Here is an 18,297-nt window from a genome sequence, read left to right as displayed (position 1 = left end):
CGCGGTCCGGCTGCGGCCCGGGCCCGGGCCCCGGCGCCGTACGGGCGGGCCGCCTCCCGGCCGGGCGGGCGCGTCGCCTCCCGGCCGGGCGGTGGGCCGTGGCCGGCCGTACGGGCGCGTCGCCTCCCGGCCGTACGGGCGGGGCCGTACCCCGGCCGGGCGGGCGCGGTCCTCTGGCCTGTGACATCACAGACCCCGGGGCGGCCGTCTCCCGGCCACGCCCCGCGATCAGCTCGATGAGCAGCTCGGCAGCCCCTTGGTCTCACCGGCCCGGATCTTCTTCAGCGACTCGGTCGCATCGGCGATGGTGTTGACCTTCACCAGCGTCAGCCCGGCCGGAATGTCCGAGACCGCCGTCGCGCAGTTGTCGCTCGGCGTCAGGAAGTACTGCGCACCGGCCTTCCGCGCGCCCACGAGCTTCATCTCGATGCCACCGATCGGGCCGACCTTCCCGTCGTCGTCGATGGTGCCGGTGCCCGCCACGAACTTGCCGCCGGTCAGCGGATCCGGGGTGAGTTTGTCGACAATGCCCAGCGCGAACATCAGGCCGGCGCTCGGACCTCCGACATCCGCGAGATTGATGTCGATGGTGAACGGGAATGTGTGGTCCGTCCCCGGCAGGATGCCGACGATCGCCCGGTCGCCCGTGTCCGACTTCGTCGTGGTGACCGTGACGTCCTTGGTGGTGGTCGGCTCCTTGCGGGCCTTCTCGGCTGCCGCCGCCTCCTTCTGCGGGACGACCGTGAAGACCACGTCCTCGCCTGGCTTGTGCTTCCGGACCAGCTTGCCGACCTCGGTCGGCTCCTCCACCGGCGTACCGTCCACCGCGCGGATGACATCACCCGCACGCAGCCGGTTGAGGGCAGGGGAGCCCTTCTCGATACTGGCGACGACGACCTGCGACCGCACCGGGATCTTCAGCTGCTTCAGCGCGGCCACCTTCGCGCTCTCCTGCGACTGGGAGAACTCCTCGGCGTTCTCCTGAGTCGACTGCTCCTCCGTCTTGCCGTTCGGATAGAGCGTTTCGTGCGGCACCACCACGTTGTCATGGGCCAGCCAGCCGTAGACCGACTCGACCAGGTTCATCTTGTAGTCCGCACCGGTGACCCGCACGGTCGTCATATTGAGATGGCCGGTGGTGGGGTACGTCTTGCGACCGGAGATCCGCAGAACCGGTTCACCACGAGCGTCACCGAGCGTGTTGACGGTCGGTCCCGGCGACATCTCCGAATACGGCACTGGGATGAGCACCCCGGCGCAGAGCAGCGCGATGAAAATCAGGGTGGACGCGAGCATCGTCACGGTGCGGCGTGGCATGGAACGACAGTACGGGACGTAACCGTCAATGCCCCGTCCGGGCGGTCCGTACGGGGCTCCGGGCGCCCGGCAGGGCCCCCGGTGCCCGGATGGGTGGCGGCCGGGCGGGCGTCGGCGCTACTGCGGCGCCTTGGTCCCGGTGTCGGCCTTCTCCATGGCATCACGGAACCGCGCATAACCGGCCAGCTCGGCGATGTCGCCGGTCGTCCGGTTCCTGGAGGCCCAGCTTCCCCATATCGCAGCACCGACAACAGCGAACAGCGGAATCAACAACCAGGCGAGTGCTGCCATCGCGACCTCCCTACCCCATGTGCGAACGCAACCGAGTGATCAGCAGATTAACCATCTACCAGTCCAACGCTCGTGGCAGGGGGACGGTTACGCAAATCGGGGCGCTTGGGTGCGGTAGGGGTTTCAGCGCCCCGCGTCCCCCAACGAGAGCGCTACCCTCCCACCCGTCACCCGACCACCGCCCCTCAAGGATGGCGCTACGCGCCCACCCTCCCACCCGTCGCCCGACCACCACCCCTCAACGAGAGCGCTACGCGCCCACCCACTCCTCCGTCCCGTTCGAGAACTTCTGGTGCTTCCAGATCGGGACCTGGTGTTTGAGGTCGTCGATCAGCTTGCGGCAGGCATCGAACGCCTCCCCCCGATGGGCGCATGACACCGCCACCACGACCGCCAGATCTCCGACCCGCAGATCACCCACCCGGTGGACAGCGGCGAGCGCCCGCACCGGGAACTCCGCCACGACCTTCTCCGCCACCCGGCGTATCTCGGCCTCGGCCGCCGGATGGGAGGAGTAACCGAGGGCGTCCACATCCGCGCCGCCGTCGTGGTCGCGCACGGTGCCGACGAAGAGCGCGGTGCCACCCGCCGCGTCGTCGCCGACGGCCGCGAAGACCTCGTCGAGAGAGAGCGGGGTGTCGCGGATCGCGATGAGACGGACGGGATCCCGCGCCGTCCGCTCCCCGGGGTGGTCGTACCTGTTGGCCATGTACTCATCGTGCCCCATGCCACTGACAGCGCGGGTGCGCGGCCGACTCGGGGCACAGCCGACGCGGGTACGCGGCCGACGCGGGTATCCCGGCCGTCGCCGGGCCCGGCGCCCGTATCGAACCTCTTCGAACCCTTCGCCCGGCACCGGACGGCCCTGAACCTCCTGTGGACGCGGGCGGCTACAGACGCCTGCGGGCCTTGCGGGCGCGGCGCACCAGGGCCGCGGTACCGAGCAGGGCGACCGTCGCGCCGGCGGCACCCGCCGCGGTGGCGTCCTTGCGGCCGAGCCGACGGCCCGCGACCGTATGGCGGCCTTCCACCTCTTCGAGCAGCGCCGCGAGAACCTCCTCATTGGTCCACTGTGGGCGCCATCCCGCGTCGTGGAGGCTGCTCACGCTGACCACCCAGGGGTGCATCGTGTACGCCAGATCCCCGGCGGGAGACGGGGTGAGACCGATCCGGTGGAGCCGGGCGGCGGCGCCGAGGGCGACGGCCGATGGAAGTTCCATCCGCCGGATACCGCTCAGCTCCTCGACCTCCCCCTGTTCGAGCCAGCCGTCGCAGCCGACGGCCAGTTCGCCCTCCACCTTCTCCAGCGCGGCGTACTCCAGTGCGCTGACCAGGTCGTCGACATGGCAGAACTGCCAGGTCGGACGGGATCCGGCGACCACCAGCAGCCGTGGTGACTCGAAGTAGCGGGTGAGGGCGGTGTCAGTGCCGCCCACCAGGACGGCGGGCCTTACCACCGTCACATTGAGGCCCGGGTGGGCACGCGGGGCACGGCGGCCGAGACGTTCGATCTCCAGCAGATCGCCGACGCCGGTGGCCTCGGCGGTGGCGCGCAGCTCGGCGTCCTCGGAGAGCGGGATGTCGTTGTCGGGCAGTGCGCCGTAGACCATGGCGGAGGTGCACAGGACCACGCGGTGCACACCGGCGGCAGCCGCCGCGGTCAGCACGGTCTGAGTACCGCGTACGTTGTACGCGGTACGGGCGGCGGAGTCGGTCTCCAGATCGAGATCGAGCGCCAGATGCACGACCACGTCCGCGCCGCGCAGCTTCTCCGCGATCGCCGGGTCGCGTACATCGAGGATGTGCCAGTGCGCCTCGGCGACCTCACCCCGGCGCTCGTCGATCGCGATGACCTGCCTGACCTCGTCGGACGCGGCCAGTCGCCGGGCGAGCAGGTCTCCGATGCCCGTGGCGGCACCGGTGACCGCGACGACGGGGCCACGCCCCGCCGCCCCGCCGCCCGGGGTCGGGGTTGAGCGGTTTCGCGCTCCGCGAACCTGCGGATCTGGGGAACTCACCAGGTGTCTCCAGCGGTTGTATTCAGTAGGTAAGCGAATGACGCATACGTACCAGGTGGCGTCCATCCTGCCGCAGGCCACGAGTCGGCGGAGCACCGAGCCCGTTCGCGGGCGCGGATGTCTAGGCTGGGTGGTGTTGTCGGGCATTCGCCGTCGGCCTGGAGCCGGCGGCCCTACGAGCCGAGGAAACCCGTGAGTGACACCCCATTCGGATTCGGCCTTCCGCCGGAGGAGCCGGAGAACGGCGACGAGGGCAAGAAGAAGGATCCCGCCGGCGGTGGCGGCTCCTCTCCGACGAATCCCTTCGGATTCGCCGGCGACAGCGGCGCGGACAATCCTTTCGCCGCGATGTTCGGCTCTCTGAACCCCAATGACCTGGGCGCCGCCTTCCAGCAGCTCGGCCAGATGCTGAGTTTCGAGGGCGGCCCGGTGAACTGGGACATGGCGAAGCAGATCGCGCGCCAGACGGTCTCCCAGGGCACGGCGGACGGCACCAAGGACGAGAGCGTGGGCCCCGCCGACCGTACGGCGGTCGAAGAGGCCCTGCGGCTGGCCGACGTCTGGCTGGACGGAGCGACCTCGCTGCCGTCCGGCGCGAGCACCGCCGTCGCATGGAGCCGTGCGGAGTGGGTCGAGGCGACCCTGCCCGCGTGGCAGCAGCTCGTCGATCCGGTCGCCGAGCGCGTCGGCATGGCGATGGGCGATGTGCTGCCCGAGGAGATGCAGGCCATGGCGGGCCCGCTGATCGGCATGATGCGCTCCATGGGCGGCGCGATGTTCGGCCAGCAGATCGGGCAGGCCGTGGGAGTGCTGGCGGGCGAGGTGGTCGGCTCGACCGACATCGGTCTGCCGCTCGGCCCGGCGGGCAAGGCCGCGCTCCTCCCGTTGAACGTGGAGGTGCTCGGCAAGGACCTCGGAGTGCCGAAGGACGAGGTGCGGCTGTATCTGGCGCTGCGCGAGGCGGCCCATCAGCGGCTCTTCGCCCATGTGCCCTGGCTGCGCTCCCATCTGTTCGGTGCCGTCGAGGGGTATGCGCGCGGGATCAAGGTCGACACCTCCAAGCTGGAGGACGTGGTCGGCCAGTTCGACCCCACGCACCCCGAGCAGCTCCAGGAGGCTCTTCAGCAGGGCATGTTCCAGCCGGAGGACACCCCCCAGCAGAAGGCCGCGCTGGCCCGGCTGGAGACGGCGCTCGCGCTGGTCGAGGGATGGGTGGACGCGGTGGTGCACGAGGCCGCCTCGACCCGGCTGACATCGGCGGGCGCGCTGCGGGAGACCCTGCGCAGGCGCCGGGCCTCCGGGGGACCCGCCGAGCAGACCTTCGCGACGCTGATCGGCCTCCAGCTGCGTCCGCGCAGGCTGCGGGACGCCTCCCGGCTCTGGGCGTCGCTCACCGACGCGCGGGGCGTGGACGGCCGTGACGGCCTGTGGGAGCACCCGGACATGCTGCCGACCGCGACCGACCTGGACGACCCGGACGGGTTCGTCCACCGCGAGCAGCTCGACTTCTCCGAGCTGGACAAGATGCTCGGGGAGGCCGCGTCCAAGGGCCGCCCGGGCGATTCCGGATCCGGTGCGCCCGGTGGTTCCGGTGCCCCGGGGAGTTCCGGGGGCGGCGGCCCCGCCGGTTCCGCCGGTTCCGAGGGGGGCGGCGAGGACGAGGACGGCAAGGAGGGCCCCGGCCGGTGAGCCTGCACGACGACGCCGTACTGACGCTGAAGGGCTACGGCGGCCAGGACGGCCTGCGGCAGGTGTATCTGGACCATCTCGACGCGCATCCGGACGGAATGTGGAAGTCCTGTGAAGCCGGGCATGTCACGGCGAGTGCCTTGATCATCGCGCCGGAGCGCGGTCAGGTGCTGCTGACGCTGCACCGCAAGCTCGGGAAGTGGCTCCAGATGGGCGGCCACTGCGAGCGGGACGACTCGACCCTCGCCGGGGCCGCCCTGCGCGAGGCCCGGGAGGAGTCCGGAATCGCGGGCCTGACCCTGCTGCCCCGGGGACAGGGCGCTCCGGTGCGCCTCGATCGCCATCCGATCCCGGCGCCGTGTCACTGGCATCTGGATGTGCAGTACGCGGCGCTGGCACCGGCGGGGGCGGTCGCGGAGATCAGCGACGAGTCTCTGGATCTGCGCTGGTTTCCCTACGACGAGGTACCGGCCGTCGCCGACGAGTCGGTGGTCCGCCTGCTGGAGCGGACGCGCTCCGTGCTCCGGTGACACCGCTGTGCGAGGGGCGGCTCATCTGCTCGGAGCGCGAGTGCTCCGGCAGCGAGCCGCCCCTCAGCGGGAGAACGGCCCCTTGCGGGGTTGTGGGCTCCGGTCAGTTCCAGAGGTTGTTCAGTTCCAGGCGTTGTTCTGGTTCTGACCGCTGTTGCCGAACTGGGCGCGCAGGCCCTCGCCGATCTGCGCGTTCTGCGGTGGCATGACCTCGCTCGGCTGCACCAGCGCGAAGCCCTGGCCCAGGAAGCTCAGCTCCCAGCCCTCGCCGGTGTTGCCGCGCCTTCGCAGCACATTCGACGAATGGGTCTGAGCCTGCATCTGCACCCGCAGCGGGGTCGACCAGGCCACGATCGCGTCGGCGTCGACATTGACGTACTTGTCGGCGGTGACCTGCATCATCAGCGGCTGACCGGAGGTCATCAGCGCGACCTTGCCCCGGCCGGAGATATTGAGCTGGTACTTCCCGGAGCCGGAGATCCCGTACTGGCTGTCCACCGCGATGACCTCGGTGTGCAGCGCGGAGTCCAGCGCGAGAACGTAGGCGCTGTCGACCGTCATGCCCTCCTGGTCGACATCCACGACATGGACGTACTGCGCGAGGTTGGCGAAGTAGACCGTGCCCTGACCGGAACAGCGCATCAGCTCCAGACCCTCGCCGGTCCTGGCGCGCGACCGGCGACGGTTGTTCGACTCGTACTCACCGTCGAAGTCGACCAGCCCCTGATAGGCGACCATCGCGCCCTTGCGGGCCAGCACATCGTCATGGCCCGTGAGGGCGACGCGCAGGAGCTGCGGATTCTGGAGGGCGTAGCGCTCCTGGGTCTGCTGCTCCCCGTGGTTGAAAAGTGGGCTCTGCATGGTTGTTCTCGCTCCCCCTCAGCCCCGGACCCGGAGGCGGTCGGTGCTGTCCTCACTCGGCTGTACGACGACGATGCCCTGACCAGAGAACGCCATCTGGTACGCCTCGCCGCTCCCCCGTCCGATGAGGGCGGATGCCTTGAAGCTGCGCTTGCCCTTCACCTTGAGGTTCGGCGACCAGGCGACCAGGGCGTCCGGGTCGACATAGGTCTCGTCGTCGCCACGGCCGCAGTCGACGACGATCGGGGTGCCGCGCGAGGTCAGGGCGACCCAGCCGGTGCCCGCGATCTCCACATTCCACAGGCCCTGGCCGGCGAACTTGGCCAGGCCCTTGACCTTCTCGACACCCCACTGGAGGTGGGCGTCGAAGGCGAGAACATTGGTGCCGTTGACCGAGATCGAGTCGTTGTTGAGGTTGAGAACGACCACGTCGGCGCCGTAGTCGGCGAGGTAGAGCAGTCCGTCGCCGGAGCACTTCATGACGGGCGAGCCCTCGCCGGTCATCCACTGGGCCGCGGCCTGGCGGGCGGCGGGCGGATTCGGCTCGTACTGGATGAAGCCCTCGTAGGACACGATCGAGCCGGTGCGGGCGAACAGATCCTGCCCGGTGGCCATGGCGACCTTGAGCATGGTGCGCCCGTGGTTCTCCATCCGGGCCACGACGGGGGTCGGGACGAAGCCCGCGAGTTGCTGATTCATTTCTTCGGGCTCCCTCAGACCTCGTAGGGCTGGACGACGATGAAGTTTCCGGGGGCGCCCCGGAACTGGAGATTGACCGTCTCCCCGCTGTGCCCCGGATACGCGTTGCGGCGCAGCCGGACCTGACTGGAGAGGATCACCTGGGACGCGGACGACCAGGCGACGACGGAGTTGGCGTCGGCGAAGGTGGTCGGTGTGACCGGCAGGACGACGGGAACGCCCTGGGTCTTGACGACGACGGTGCCGGTGCCGGTGAACTGCATGGTGAACAGCGCGCCGCCGGGGATGCCATGCCCCTCGATACGGCGGACCTCGCACTGAAGCGTCTCGTCGAACGCGAGAACGTTCTCGGCCGAGACGCAGATGCCGTCACCCTGCAGCTCGATGGGGTGCAGATGCGCGGCATCCTCGGCCAGGAAGACCTGGCCGCGGCCCGTACACCGCATGAGCTGCATCTCCTGGCCGGTGGCATTGCCGATCTTGCGGCCGACGAAGCCCGCGCCCTTATGGCTGAAATCGACCTTGCCCTGGTACATCACCATGCTGCCCTGCCGGGCGAGGATGGCCGAACCTCCCATGGCCAGCTCGACCCGCATCAACTGCTGGTTCTGCGGGGTCCAGCGCTGGCCGGTCGGCGTCTCACGGTAGATCTGCAACGCTGCTTGGAGCCCCGGCCCGGCGGCGGGCATTGCCTGAGGGACACCCTGAGGGACGCCCTGCGGCGCTCCCGGCGGCTGCCCGTACGGGGACGGCGCCTGCTGACCGTACGGCACGGGCGCACCCGGGGGCGGCGCCTGGCCCGGGAACTGACCGGGCGCCTGGCCCGGTACCTGGCCGAACTGCGGCTGCTGGGGCGGCTGCCCGTACGGGGCCGGCGCGGGCGGCGGCACCGCACCGACCGGCGGGGCTGCCGGGGCCGCCATATGCATCTGCGGACTGTGCGGCGCGGGGGGCGGTGCCGGTGCCTGCGCGGCCGGTGCGACAGGCGCTCCGAACGCGGGTGCGGGCTGCGGCGCCTGAGGCATCTGAGGGGCCTGGGGCGCCTGCGGGGCACTGGGAGGTGCTCCGAACGCCGGAGGCGCGGCGGCCTGGGCGGGAGGCACAACCGCCTGTGGCTGCTCCTCGGCGACCTCACCGCCGAAGTTCTTCAGCAGCGCGTCCAGCCCGCCGTCGAAGCCCTGGCCGATGGCGGCGAAGCGCCATACGTCCTTGAGATAGAAGTCACCCAGCATCACCGCGCGCTCGGTCGTGAACTCCGAGCCGCTGAACGGGTAGCGGACGACCTCCTCGCCGCCGGCGACAATGCGGATGTACCCGGGGCCGATCTGCGACATCTGTCCCGCGCCGTCGAGCGTGGCGGTGAACGAGAGCTTGTGGATGGACGCCGGAATGCGGTCGAGGGTGACCCGGAAGGACTCCGTGTCACCGGACTGCGCTCCGAGGAGCTGAATGGACTCCTCGGGCGACTTCGGCTGGTTGAAGAAGATGAAATACCGGTCGTCGGAAAGCTGCTCATTGACATCGAGCCCGAAGCAGCTGATGTCGAAGGTCAGCCCCGGAGCCGCGATCTGCACACCTACGTACAGATCCGTGCCCGGCGTGAGATCACTGATCTTGGCCTTGTGGCCGCGCTGGAATTCCCTGGCCATGCGTAACGACCGTCCCCCATCCCTCAAATATGACTGCGTCGCGACAGGCTAACGGCTCAGGGCGACATTGAGCCAAGCCTGAACACCCGCCGGGACACATTCGATACACAACGATCAACGGCGGACCTCGCCCGATGGTGCCCGCCGGCGCTCACTCCCCGCCCTCGGCGGGCAGAAACGGAAGCCGGTCGGCGGCGACGACGCCCTCCAGATACCCCCGGGCCCGCTCGGTGCGGGGATACGCCTCCAACAGCTCCCAGAAGCGCGATCCATGGCCGGGCACCAGGAGATGCGCCAGCTCATGGACGAGAACGTAGTCGACGACGTACTCGGGCATGCCCTGGAGCCGGTGGGAGAGCCGGATGCTGCCCTCCGCAGGGGTGCAGGAGCCCCAGCGGGTGTTCTGATTTGTCACCCATCTCACAGATGTCGGCCTTGCCCGGCCGTCGAAATACTGTGCGGACAAACGCTCGGCGCGCTCCGCCAGTTCGCTGTCGCCCAGAATCCGCTTGCTCTCCTGGGCGGCGAGCTTGTCCAGCATCACGGTGACCCAACGCTGCTCCTCGGCCTCCGACATCCGGGCCGGGATCAGGACGATCGTCCGGTCGCCCTCCCGGTACGCGGAGACCGTCCGGCTGCGGCGCGCGCTCCTGCGGACCTCGACAGCGCTCGTGGCCGATCCGCGGGACGGGCGGCGCGGGGACTCCTCGACGCGAGGGGCGGGATCGGCGGACACACTTCGACGTTACCCGCTGACGCCGACGGAAGTCCCGCCTCCGGAGCCGATCAAGCATGATCCGCTCCATGGCTCCACCATTTGAACGACTAATACCCCGGGCCTGTGGACAACTTTTCACACGCTTCGGCGTGACCGGGCATTCTGACAACGGTTCGGTGAAGAAACCCGGCAGGAGACCGGCCGGGTGAACGGGCCGCGTTCCGTTGTACGGACAGCGGCCTTCTGTACACGTTCACAATGGGGGTACGGATATGCATCCGATGGTGAAACCCGCCCTGAGGCGGGCCTGGCGGGAGCGGCAGACCGTGCAGTTCGGGGTCGCGCCCGCGCATGCGGTGACCGTCGGCCCGGTGGACACGGCGACCGGCGCCCTGCTCGAACTGCTCGACGGCACCCGCGGGCTGCCACTGCTGCGGGAGGAGGCACGGGCGATGGGCTTCCCGGACGGGCACGCGGACGCCCTGGTGACCCGGCTCACAGCGGCGGGGCTGCTCGACGATCCGACGGGAGGCGGCCCGGAGGCCGACGCGTTACGGAAGCGGTCCGGCGCTCTCGACCGGCTGCGCCCCGATCTGGCGTCCCTCTCCGTGGTCCATCCCGAACCGGCGGGCGGGATACGCCGGATGGCGGCCCGGCGCGCGGTCCGCGTCCAGGTCCGGGGCGCGGGCAGGGTCGGTGCCGCCGTGGCGGGACTGCTGTCGGCGGCCGGGGTGGGGCGTGTCGAGGTACTGGACGGCGGCTGCGCCGAGCCATGGGACGTCTCGCCCGCAGGGCTGCCGGCCGAGGCGGTCGGCGACCGGCGCGACTCGGCGGCCCGTCAGCTGGTGCGCAGGTCCGCTCCGATCCCGCCGCCCCGGTCGGCCTGCTCCGCGGCGGGCGGCGGCGAGCCCGGTCTGTCACTGGTCGTCGTCTGCCCGCGCGACGGACTGGCGGCATACGCCCCCGACCCGGCCGGGGCCGGCGACTGGGTCGCCACCGGCACTCCCCATCTCTTCGCGGGTGTTGTGGAGGCGACAGGAGTGGTGGGACCGCTGGTGCTGCCCGGTGGCTCGGCCTGTGCCGGATGTCTGGAGCTGGGCCGGGCCGACCGGGACCCGGGATGGTCGAGACTGCCTGCCCAGTGGCGCTCCGGGGGACGGCGCGGCGCGGTGCCCTCGTGTGACATCGCTCTCGCCACCGCGGTGGCGGGGACGGCCGCGGCTCATGCGCTGTCCTTCCTCGACGGGGAGTTGCCGACGAGCACGGGAGCGCGCTGGGAGACCTCGCTGCCGCTGCTCGACTGGCGATCGGAGAGGATCGCGCCACATCCCGACTGCTCCTGCGGCGCCTCGGGGGAAAGTAGGGGGCAGGACACCTCGGGCTTCGGGCCGACGCACGAGACAATGGCCGGGTAACCGCTGTCAACGGAGCAAGGGCCGTCAGGCACACGCGGCACGGCTGTCTGGGAACTGGAGGGGCGTATGTCTGATCTTCCCCGGAAGGCGGTCACCCGGACCGCCAAGCTGGCCGCACTGCCACTGGGGTTCGCCGGCCGTGCCACCTGGGGGCTGGGGAAGCGGATCGGCGGCAAGTCCGCCGAGATCGTCGCCCGCGAGCTGCAACAGCGCACGGCGGAGCAGCTCTTCAAGGTGCTCGGCGAGCTCAAAGGGGGTGCGATGAAGTTCGGGCAGGCCATGTCCGTCTTCGAGTCGGCGCTCCCCGAGGACATCGCGGGCCCCTACCGCGCCGCTCTCACCAAGCTCCAGGACGCCGCGCCTCCGATGCCGACCCGCACGGTCCACGCGGTGCTGACGGAGCGGCTGGGCGAGGAGTGGCGCGAGCTGTTTCTGAGCTTCGAGGACAAGCCGTCGGCCGCCGCCTCCATCGGCCAGGTGCACCGCGCGGTGTGGCGCGACGGCCGCGAGGTCGCGGTGAAGGTGCAGTATCCGGGGGCGGGGGAAGCCCTCCTCTCCGATCTGACCCAGCTCAGCCGGTTCGCCAGGCTGCTCGGGCCGCTGATCCCGGGGATGGACATCAAACCGCTGATCACCGAACTCCGCGACCGCGTGTCGGAGGAACTGGACTACGGCCTGGAGGCGGATGCCCAGCGGGCGCACGCGGCGGAGTTCGCGGGTGATCCCGACGTGATAGTGCCGGATGTGGTGCACCAGTCCGATCAGGTGCTGGTGACCGAGTGGATCGACGGAGTTCCGCTGGCCGAGGTGATCGCCGACGGTACGGAGGAGCAGCGGAACCGGGCGGGACAGCTGCTGGCGCGCTTTCTCTTCTCCGGACCGGCGCGTACGGGACTGCTCCACGCGGACCCGCACCCGGGGAATTTCCGGCTGCTGCCTCAGGAGGACGGCGAGGACTGGCGCCTCGGGGTGCTGGACTTCGGCACGGTGGACAGGCTGCCCGGCGGCCTGCCCGGGACCATCGGCGACTGTCTGCGGATGACGCTGGAGGGCGAGGCCGACGAGGTGTACGGGCTGCTGTGTGCGGAGGGCTTCGTCAAGGAGGAGATAGACCTCGATCCGGAGGCGGTGCTGGAGTATCTGCTGCCCATCATCGAGCCGGCCGATGTCGAGGAGTTCACCTTCACCCGGAGCTGGATGCGGGCCCAGGCGGCCCGGATCGCCGACCTCCGCTCCCCCGCTCATCAGTTGGGCAAGCAGCTCAATCTGCCCCCCTCGTATCTGCTGATACACCGGGTGACGCTGAGCACCATCGGGGTGCTGTGCCAGCTCAATGCGACGGTGCGGCTGCGGGACGAGCTGGAGTCATGGCTCCCGGGCTTTGCGCCCGAGTACTGGATAGATGAGCACGAAGAGAGCGAATCGGACAACGAAGGCGCGGTGAAGGGCTCCGACGACACCGACGGCATGGCTGTGGGCGCGCAGGTCTGAGTCCCGGGGCCCACCCCTGGGTGTCGGCGGGTCGGGAGCGCGGGCGGGAGGGCCGGCGGGGTTCACCACCAGGACGAGTCGAGCCTGCCCTCGATCGCTCTGATGTTGGCGCGGGAACAGTCGTCACAGAAGTAGTGACGGGTGCCGTTCTCCACGGAACAGGTCCAGGTGGGCGGTGTTCCCTCCGCGGTCCTGCCGCAGCGGGAACACACCTTGCTCTCAGCACCCGGCGGGGGCGGGTGGGGAGTCTGCTGCTGATCCACCCGGTGACGATAACCCCGCGACGGACCGGCGGCGGTGACAACGCACTGCGGGGACCGGTCCGTTCGGACCGGTCCCCGCGGGTTCGGTTGTTCAGAGATGGTCGGTGTCAGTTCATGACAGCCATGGCGAGCGCGCGGCGGGCGCGCATCGAGACGCGCTCGGCGCGGCGCTGCATCCGCCGGGCGGCGACCAGGCGTACGGCCCGGCGTTCCGCTTCGGCTTCGCGCAGCCGGTCGTGCATATGCGCACGGGCCAGCGCTTCTGGGATGAGTTGCATTTCACGGGTCCTGTTCTGACGCGAGGCGTTCGCGCCAATGGTGGTGACATCCGGGGTGGCGGAGCCGGAGGGCTCGCTCGTGGAAGAGGGCATGGGGGCCTGCTTCTGGGGATCGTGCGTCAGGGGGCGGTCGATGGTCCCGATGGTTTTCATGCCGAGACCGGGTTCTTGCGCGGGCGACCACGGGGCCGCTTCCGGGCGACGACGACACCCTGGACGAAGAGCTCTCCGCCCCAGACACCCCACGGCTCACGCCGCTCCTTGGCGCCCGCGAGGCAGGCTTCCACCAGCGGGCAGGTGCGGCAGAGTGCTTTGGCGTACTCGACGTCGGCCGGCGACTCGGCGAAGAAGACCTCCGGGTCGTAGGAACGGCAGGGGACGGGTACGCCGAGGTTCTCGATGGCGTCGTCGAGCGCGGTGAGCGCCGTGAGCGGGGTCAAGGTGGAGTCCTCCGTGGGAGCGGGCGGGGGGAACGTCTGGGAATGCGGTACGGACGGGGCGTGCGCTTCGAGTTGCACGGTGGTGTCTTCCTCGTCTTGTCGGTCCGGCCGGTTGGCCGGTTGGCGGTCCCCCGATGGCATCGGGGGGCTGGTACCGGGTGCTGCTGTCCCGAGGCCCCTTCGCTCTGGTCCCCTGGTCCGGGGAAAACAAAAGGGCCGCGGATCCCGAGTGGGGTTCCGCGGCCCTGAAGGCGCCGGCCTGATTGCCTCAGGCTGGATCGCTCCAGGGTCCGAGCCCACGGAAGGCCCACTTCGAGTGGTGCTGTGTCTGCTTCTGGGTGACGGCGCCGGCTGCCGCAAAGGCATAGGCCCTCGCCTGTGCCGCTGCTACTCCTGCTTCCAGCGCCTCGGTCGGTCGCTCGGTCCGCTCCAGGACGGGGAGTCCGCCCATAGGGAACAGAGGCGCCTCGGCCAGGAAGGTGGACAGACCGGTGCCATTGAGCGACGCGGAGAAGCCGAGCGAGCAGGTGGAGACGCCGACCAGGCAATCGGTCATTTTCACGGCGCTGGCTGAGCTGGTGTTGATGCTGATCACTGGACTCGCCTCCTCTCGGCGTCTCGGGACCGGCCGGGGCCGGTCACTTCTATTCGGATAAGTACAACACGGCAACCGGGCTTCAGAGAAGCCGCTGTTCCGTGGTTAAGAACCTATGGGGCTTGTCGGGGCAGGCGCAAACTATTTTTCCGACGATTTTGCATCAGTCGGCGTCCTCGGTCTCCTCAACCTCTTGACCTGCACAGATGGTCAGAACATCGGCACCGAATCGCTCAAGTTTGCGTCCGCCGACGCCGGAGATAGCCGACAGCTCACCCTCGTCGCCCGGTACCGCCTCGGCGATCGCCATCAGGGTCTTGTCGGTGAACACGCAGTAGGCCGGCTGGCCCAGTTGCTTCGCCTGATCGGAGCGCCACTCGCGAAGGCGCTCGTACAGGGCCTCGTCCATGTCGGAGGGGCAGTCCTCGCAGCGCATCAGTTTCATCTCGCCGGCGTCCGTCAGCGTCTTGCCGCACACCCGGCACAGCACCGGACCGCGCCGCTTGCGGCGGCCACCGCGGTCGGTGCCGCCAGCGCCTCCCGCGCTACCCGCGCCGGGGGCGACGGAGCCCGGGCGCAGCCCGTTCAGAAAGCGGGTCGGGCGGCGCGAGGCCCGGCCGCCGGGAGAGCGGGACAGCGCCCAGGACAGCGACAGATGGAGCCGGGCGCGGGTGACACCCACATAGAGCAGCCGCCGCTCCTCCTCGACCTGCTCATCGGTCTTGGCGTAGGTGATCGGCATCATGCCCTCGGTGAGGCCGACCACAAAGACGGCGTCCCACTCCAGGCCCTTCGACGAGTGCAGCGAGGCGAGGGTGACACCCTGAACGGTGGGCGCGTGCTGCGCCGCGGCCCGCTCGTCCAGCTCGGCCACCAGATCGGCCAGGGTCGCCCCCGACCTGGCCCGCGCGAAGTCCTCGGCGAGCCGCACCAGCGCGGCCAGGGACTCCCAGCGGTCGCGCACCGCGCCCGATCCGGCGGGCGGCTCCGAGGTCCAGCCCTTGGTGGAGAGCACCGCACGGACCTGCGACGGCAGATCCTCCGCGTCGTCCAGGAGGGAGTCGTTGCCCCCGGCGCGGGCCGCGCCGCGCAGCGCCACACCGGCCTCCCGCACCTCCTGGCGCTCGAAGAACCGCTCCGCGCCGCGCAGCTGGTAGGGGACCCCGGCGTCGGCGAGTGCCTGCTCATAGACCTCCGACTGGGCGTTGACCCGGTAGAGCACCGCGATCTCACCGGCGGGGACGCCCGCGGCGATCAGATCCCGGATACGGCGGGCGGTGCCCTCCGCCTCGGCCGGTTCGTCCGCGTACTCCACATAGGCGGGATCGGGGCCGGGGTCGCGCTGCGAGATCAGTTCGAGCCGGTGCTCGGCGGCCCGGCCGCGGGCCTGGCCCAGCAGCCCATTGGCGAGATGGACGACCTGGGGTGTCGAGCGGTAGTCGCGGACCAGCTTGACCAGGGTCGCGGAGGGGTGGCGGGTGCGGAAGTTCAGCAGATGGTCGGGGGTCGCCCCGGTGAAGGAGTAGATCGTCTGGCTGGCGTCGCCGACGACACAGAGGCTGTCCCGGTCGCCGAGCCACAGATCGAGCAGCCGCTGCTGGAGCGGGCTGACGTCCTGGTACTCGTCGACCACGAAGTGCTGGTACTGGCGGCGGATCTGGTCGGCGATGTCCTGGCGGTCCTGGAGGATGCCGACCGTGAGCAGCAGGACGTCCTCGAAGTCAATCACCGCGCGATCGCGCTTGAGCTGTTCGTACATCGCATAGATCTGGCTGATCTCAGCCGGGTCGCGAGGAGCGTCCCGCAGGGACTTGGCGACCACGGCCGGATAGTCGGCGGGCACGGTCTGGGTGACCTTCGCCCACTCGATCTCGCTGGTGACATCGCGCAACTCATTGCGGTCGAGCCGGATACGGCAGCGGGCCGCGGACTCCGCGACGAGCTGGATCTTGCGCTCCAGCAGCCGGGGCACATCCCCGCCGACGACCTTCGGCCAAAAGTACTGGAGCTGACGCAGGGCGGCGGAGTGGAATGTGCGCGCCTGGACACCGCCCGCGCCGAGCTGCCGCAGCCGTCCGCGCATCTCGCCCGCGGCCCGGTTGGTGAAGGTGACGGCCAGCACACCGGCGGGCGGGAGTATGCCAGCCCGCACCCCGTACGCGATGCGATGGGTGATCGCGCGCGTCTTGCCCGTGCCGGCTCCCGCCAGCACGCATACCGGGCCGTGCAGAGCGGTCGCCACCTCGCGCTGCTCGGGGTCGAGCCCATCGAGCACCGCGTCGGCCGACTCGGGGACCTGTGGGAAAAGGGAGGAGTGCGTTGCTGCTGTCACACCGCCATGCTGCCAGGTCCCTGGAGGCGGGTGCGGCCGTTGTCCACAGCGCGGCACAGGCGGTCGTACTAATACATGAGCGGATGCGCTCGTACCTCTACGGGAAGCGGTCGTACGTCTGCGGGGCCTTGCGGGGCCTCGGCTGGCCTCCTCGGACCTTTGCGGGGCCTCCGCGAGCCTCTGCGGGCCTCCGCGGGAAGAGGGCCGTACGGGAATGGGGGCCGGGCCGCGTACGTTCTAGGCGATGCGCACGCGCACCGCGTGAGCGCGGAGTGACACCCAGCGAGATGTGGCCGGCGAGGCCGGCGGACGAGCGGACCGGCGGGCACGCCGGCATCAGCAACCCAGAGGAGCGCACAGACGATGTCGGGCACTGTGACGATGTACAGCACCACATGGTGCGGCTACTGCCGTCGGCTGAAGAGCCAGATGGACCGCGAGGGCATCGCGTACACCGAGATCAATATCGAGCAGGACCCCGAGTCCGCCGCCTTCGTCGAGAAGGCCAACGGAGGCAACCAGACAGTGCCGACCGTGCTTTTCCCGGACGGTTCGACGCTGACGAACCCGTCGCTTGCCCAGGTCAAGCAGAAGGTCGGCGTCTGAGCGGCCGCACAGGCCGACGCGCCGCTGAGATCCGCGACCCGGCCGCTGAGATGCCCGGCCAGGCCACTGAGATGCTGGGCCAGAGGGCCGGCATGCCCAGGAGGGCAGCCGGTCAGCGGTGGGTGCCGGGCCGGGGCAGGGGCTTGCCATACCACAGCTCGATGAGCCGGGCCGCGATCGAGATGCCGAAGGGAGGCAGCACCTCCCCGGAGTCGAACGCGGCCCGCAGGTCGTCCCGGGAGAACCAGCGGGCCTCGTGGAGTTCCTCGCCGTCCACGGTGATCTCGGACGAGACGGCACGGGCCATGAAGCCGAGCATCAGGCTGGACGGGAAGGGCCAGGGCTGGCTGGCGATGTACTCGACATCGCCGACGGTCACACCCGCCTCCTCCCGGACCTCGCGGCGCACCGACTGCTCGATGGACTCGCCCGGCTCCACGAAGCCCGCGAGCGTCGAGAAGCGGCCCTCGGGCCAGTGCAGCTGACGGCCGAGCAGCGCCCGGTCGTCCTCGTCGGTGACCAGCATGATCACGGCCGGGTCGGTACGGGGGTAGTGCTCGGCGCCGCACGCCTGGCAGCGGCGGACATGGCCCGCTGCCGCGATCACCGTGCGCTCGCCGCAGCGCGAGCAGAAACGGTGCAGCCGCTGCCAGTTCTCCAGGGCGACGGCATGGACCAGCAGGGCCGCGTCGCGCGGTGCGAGCAGCAGCCCCGCCTCGCGCAGCCCGGCCGGCCGGGCTGACTGGTCCATCCGGCCGGGCAGCGAGTCCTTCTGGAGCGCGAAGTACCGCACGCCGTCGTCGTCGGTGCCCAGGAAGTAGCGGTGGGTCTCGGTGACGGGGGCTTCAAAGGCCGGGGTCATCACCAGTTCGGTACGGCCGTCGGGGGTGTCGTCGACCAGCGCCTGACCGCCGGAGACGACGAAGACCCGGGTCGACGGATGGCTCCACGCCGCCGCGAGCCACGCCTCGTCGAGACGGTGGTGGGCCCCTCGGTCGATCCCGCTCGGAGCGGTGAGGCTGACGGGCGGTGCGGTGAGGCCCGTGTCGCGGTCCGCGGTTGTATGGCCGTTGGTGCTCACGTGCTTCCTGCTCCCCCGGGTGGG

At 70.2% G+C, this 18,297-nt stretch carries 19 protein-coding genes; 5 read left to right on the top strand and 14 right to left on the bottom strand.

The window, feature by feature from the left end; genetic code table 11:
• Positions 1–228: 228 nt before the first annotated feature.
• The 4 genes from ACWF94_RS01550 to ACWF94_RS01535 form a co-directional block, all read right to left on the bottom strand.
• Positions 229–1,317, bottom strand: coding sequence for a YlbL family protein (locus ACWF94_RS01550; protein WP_453483599.1), 1,089 nt, complete (start codon positions 1,315–1,317; stop codon positions 229–231).
• A 117-nt stretch (positions 1,318–1,434) separates the two neighbouring features.
• On the bottom strand, positions 1,435–1,608 hold the full coding sequence (locus tag ACWF94_RS01545) for a hypothetical protein (protein WP_453483597.1): 174 nt from the start codon (positions 1,606–1,608) through the stop codon (positions 1,435–1,437).
• A 250-nt stretch (positions 1,609–1,858) separates the two neighbouring features.
• Positions 1,859–2,317 (bottom strand): molybdenum cofactor biosynthesis protein MoaE, encoded by a 459-nt coding sequence (locus tag ACWF94_RS01540; protein ID WP_453483596.1) that lies wholly within the window; start codon positions 2,315–2,317, stop codon positions 1,859–1,861.
• A 181-nt stretch (positions 2,318–2,498) separates the two neighbouring features.
• The gene (locus ACWF94_RS01535) at positions 2,499–3,626 is read right to left on the bottom strand and encodes an SDR family oxidoreductase (RefSeq protein ID WP_453483595.1); all 1,128 of its coding nucleotides are present in this window, start codon (positions 3,624–3,626) and stop codon (positions 2,499–2,501) included.
• A gap of 192 nt (positions 3,627–3,818) precedes the next feature.
• Between ACWF94_RS01535 and ACWF94_RS01530 the strand changes: the two genes are divergently transcribed.
• Both ACWF94_RS01530 and ACWF94_RS01525 read left to right on the top strand, forming a co-directional pair.
• Positions 3,819–5,315: a zinc-dependent metalloprotease gene (locus ACWF94_RS01530; protein ID WP_453483593.1), complete on the top strand. Its 1,497-nt coding sequence runs from the start codon at positions 3,819–3,821 to the stop codon at positions 5,313–5,315.
• Complete coding sequence (locus tag ACWF94_RS01525; protein WP_453483591.1) at positions 5,312–5,845, top strand: NUDIX hydrolase; 534 nt, start codon at positions 5,312–5,314, stop codon at positions 5,843–5,845. The genes ACWF94_RS01530 and ACWF94_RS01525 overlap by 4 nt, the downstream gene beginning before the upstream one ends.
• A gap of 120 nt (positions 5,846–5,965) precedes the next feature.
• On the opposite strand, the gene ACWF94_RS01520 is transcribed toward ACWF94_RS01525, so the two are convergent.
• From ACWF94_RS01520 to ACWF94_RS01505, 4 genes are all read right to left on the bottom strand, one after another.
• Positions 5,966–6,706 carry an AIM24 family protein gene (locus ACWF94_RS01520; RefSeq protein WP_453483589.1) on the bottom strand — a complete coding sequence of 247 codons (741 nt, stop codon included), beginning with the start codon at positions 6,704–6,706 and terminating at the stop codon, positions 5,966–5,968.
• A gap of 18 nt (positions 6,707–6,724) precedes the next feature.
• Positions 6,725–7,405 (bottom strand): AIM24 family protein, encoded by a 681-nt coding sequence (locus tag ACWF94_RS01515; protein ID WP_453483588.1) that lies wholly within the window; start codon positions 7,403–7,405, stop codon positions 6,725–6,727.
• A 14-nt stretch (positions 7,406–7,419) separates the two neighbouring features.
• Positions 7,420–9,054: a TerD family protein gene (locus tag ACWF94_RS01510; RefSeq protein ID WP_453483587.1), complete on the bottom strand. Its 1,635-nt coding sequence runs from the start codon at positions 9,052–9,054 to the stop codon at positions 7,420–7,422.
• 151 nt (positions 9,055–9,205) lie between these two features.
• Positions 9,206–9,790 carry a M48 metallopeptidase family protein gene (locus ACWF94_RS01505; protein ID WP_453483586.1) on the bottom strand — a complete coding sequence of 195 codons (585 nt, stop codon included), beginning with the start codon at positions 9,788–9,790 and terminating at the stop codon, positions 9,206–9,208.
• 254 nt (positions 9,791–10,044) lie between these two features.
• Between ACWF94_RS01505 and ACWF94_RS01500 the strand changes: the two genes are divergently transcribed.
• Both ACWF94_RS01500 and ACWF94_RS01495 read left to right on the top strand, forming a co-directional pair.
• The gene (locus ACWF94_RS01500; protein WP_453483585.1) at positions 10,045–11,187 is read left to right on the top strand and encodes a ThiF family adenylyltransferase; all 1,143 of its coding nucleotides are present in this window, start codon (positions 10,045–10,047) and stop codon (positions 11,185–11,187) included.
• Between the two features lie 66 nt (positions 11,188–11,253).
• Entirely contained in the window at positions 11,254–12,678 is a 1,425-nt protein-coding gene (locus ACWF94_RS01495; RefSeq protein ID WP_453483584.1) for an ABC1 kinase family protein, read from the top strand.
• A gap of 62 nt (positions 12,679–12,740) precedes the next feature.
• On the opposite strand, the gene ACWF94_RS01490 is transcribed toward ACWF94_RS01495, so the two are convergent.
• The 5 genes from ACWF94_RS01490 to ACWF94_RS01470 form a co-directional block, all read right to left on the bottom strand.
• The gene (locus tag ACWF94_RS01490; protein ID WP_453483583.1) at positions 12,741–12,941 is read right to left on the bottom strand and encodes a hypothetical protein; all 201 of its coding nucleotides are present in this window, start codon (positions 12,939–12,941) and stop codon (positions 12,741–12,743) included.
• Between the two features lie 107 nt (positions 12,942–13,048).
• Positions 13,049–13,372, bottom strand: a complete 324-nt coding sequence (locus ACWF94_RS01485) for a hypothetical protein (RefSeq protein ID WP_453483582.1) — start codon at positions 13,370–13,372, stop codon at positions 13,049–13,051.
• Complete coding sequence (locus tag ACWF94_RS01480; protein ID WP_453483581.1) at positions 13,369–13,737, bottom strand: WhiB family transcriptional regulator; 369 nt, start codon at positions 13,735–13,737, stop codon at positions 13,369–13,371. Before ACWF94_RS01480 ends, ACWF94_RS01485 begins: the two co-directional genes overlap by 4 nt.
• Before the next feature lie 190 nt (positions 13,738–13,927).
• On the bottom strand, positions 13,928–14,254 hold the full coding sequence (locus ACWF94_RS01475; RefSeq protein WP_453483579.1) for a hypothetical protein: 327 nt from the start codon (positions 14,252–14,254) through the stop codon (positions 13,928–13,930).
• A gap of 163 nt (positions 14,255–14,417) precedes the next feature.
• The gene (locus tag ACWF94_RS01470; RefSeq protein WP_453483578.1) at positions 14,418–16,586 is read right to left on the bottom strand and encodes an ATP-dependent DNA helicase UvrD2; all 2,169 of its coding nucleotides are present in this window, start codon (positions 16,584–16,586) and stop codon (positions 14,418–14,420) included.
• Positions 16,587–16,949: 363 nt separating this feature from the next.
• Between ACWF94_RS01470 and ACWF94_RS01465 the strand changes: the two genes are divergently transcribed.
• Positions 16,950–17,192: a mycoredoxin gene (locus tag ACWF94_RS01465; protein WP_453483577.1), complete on the top strand. Its 243-nt coding sequence runs from the start codon at positions 16,950–16,952 to the stop codon at positions 17,190–17,192.
• Positions 17,193–17,304: 112 nt separating this feature from the next.
• On the opposite strand, the gene nudC is transcribed toward ACWF94_RS01465, so the two are convergent.
• Positions 17,305–18,273, bottom strand: coding sequence for an NAD(+) diphosphatase (gene nudC / locus ACWF94_RS01460; protein WP_453483576.1), 969 nt, complete (start codon positions 18,271–18,273; stop codon positions 17,305–17,307).
• Positions 18,274–18,297: the final 24 nt, after the last annotated feature.

The organism is Streptomyces sp. NPDC055078 (assembly GCF_053607985.1).
This window is presented reverse-complemented; position numbering and strand designations above follow the sequence as displayed.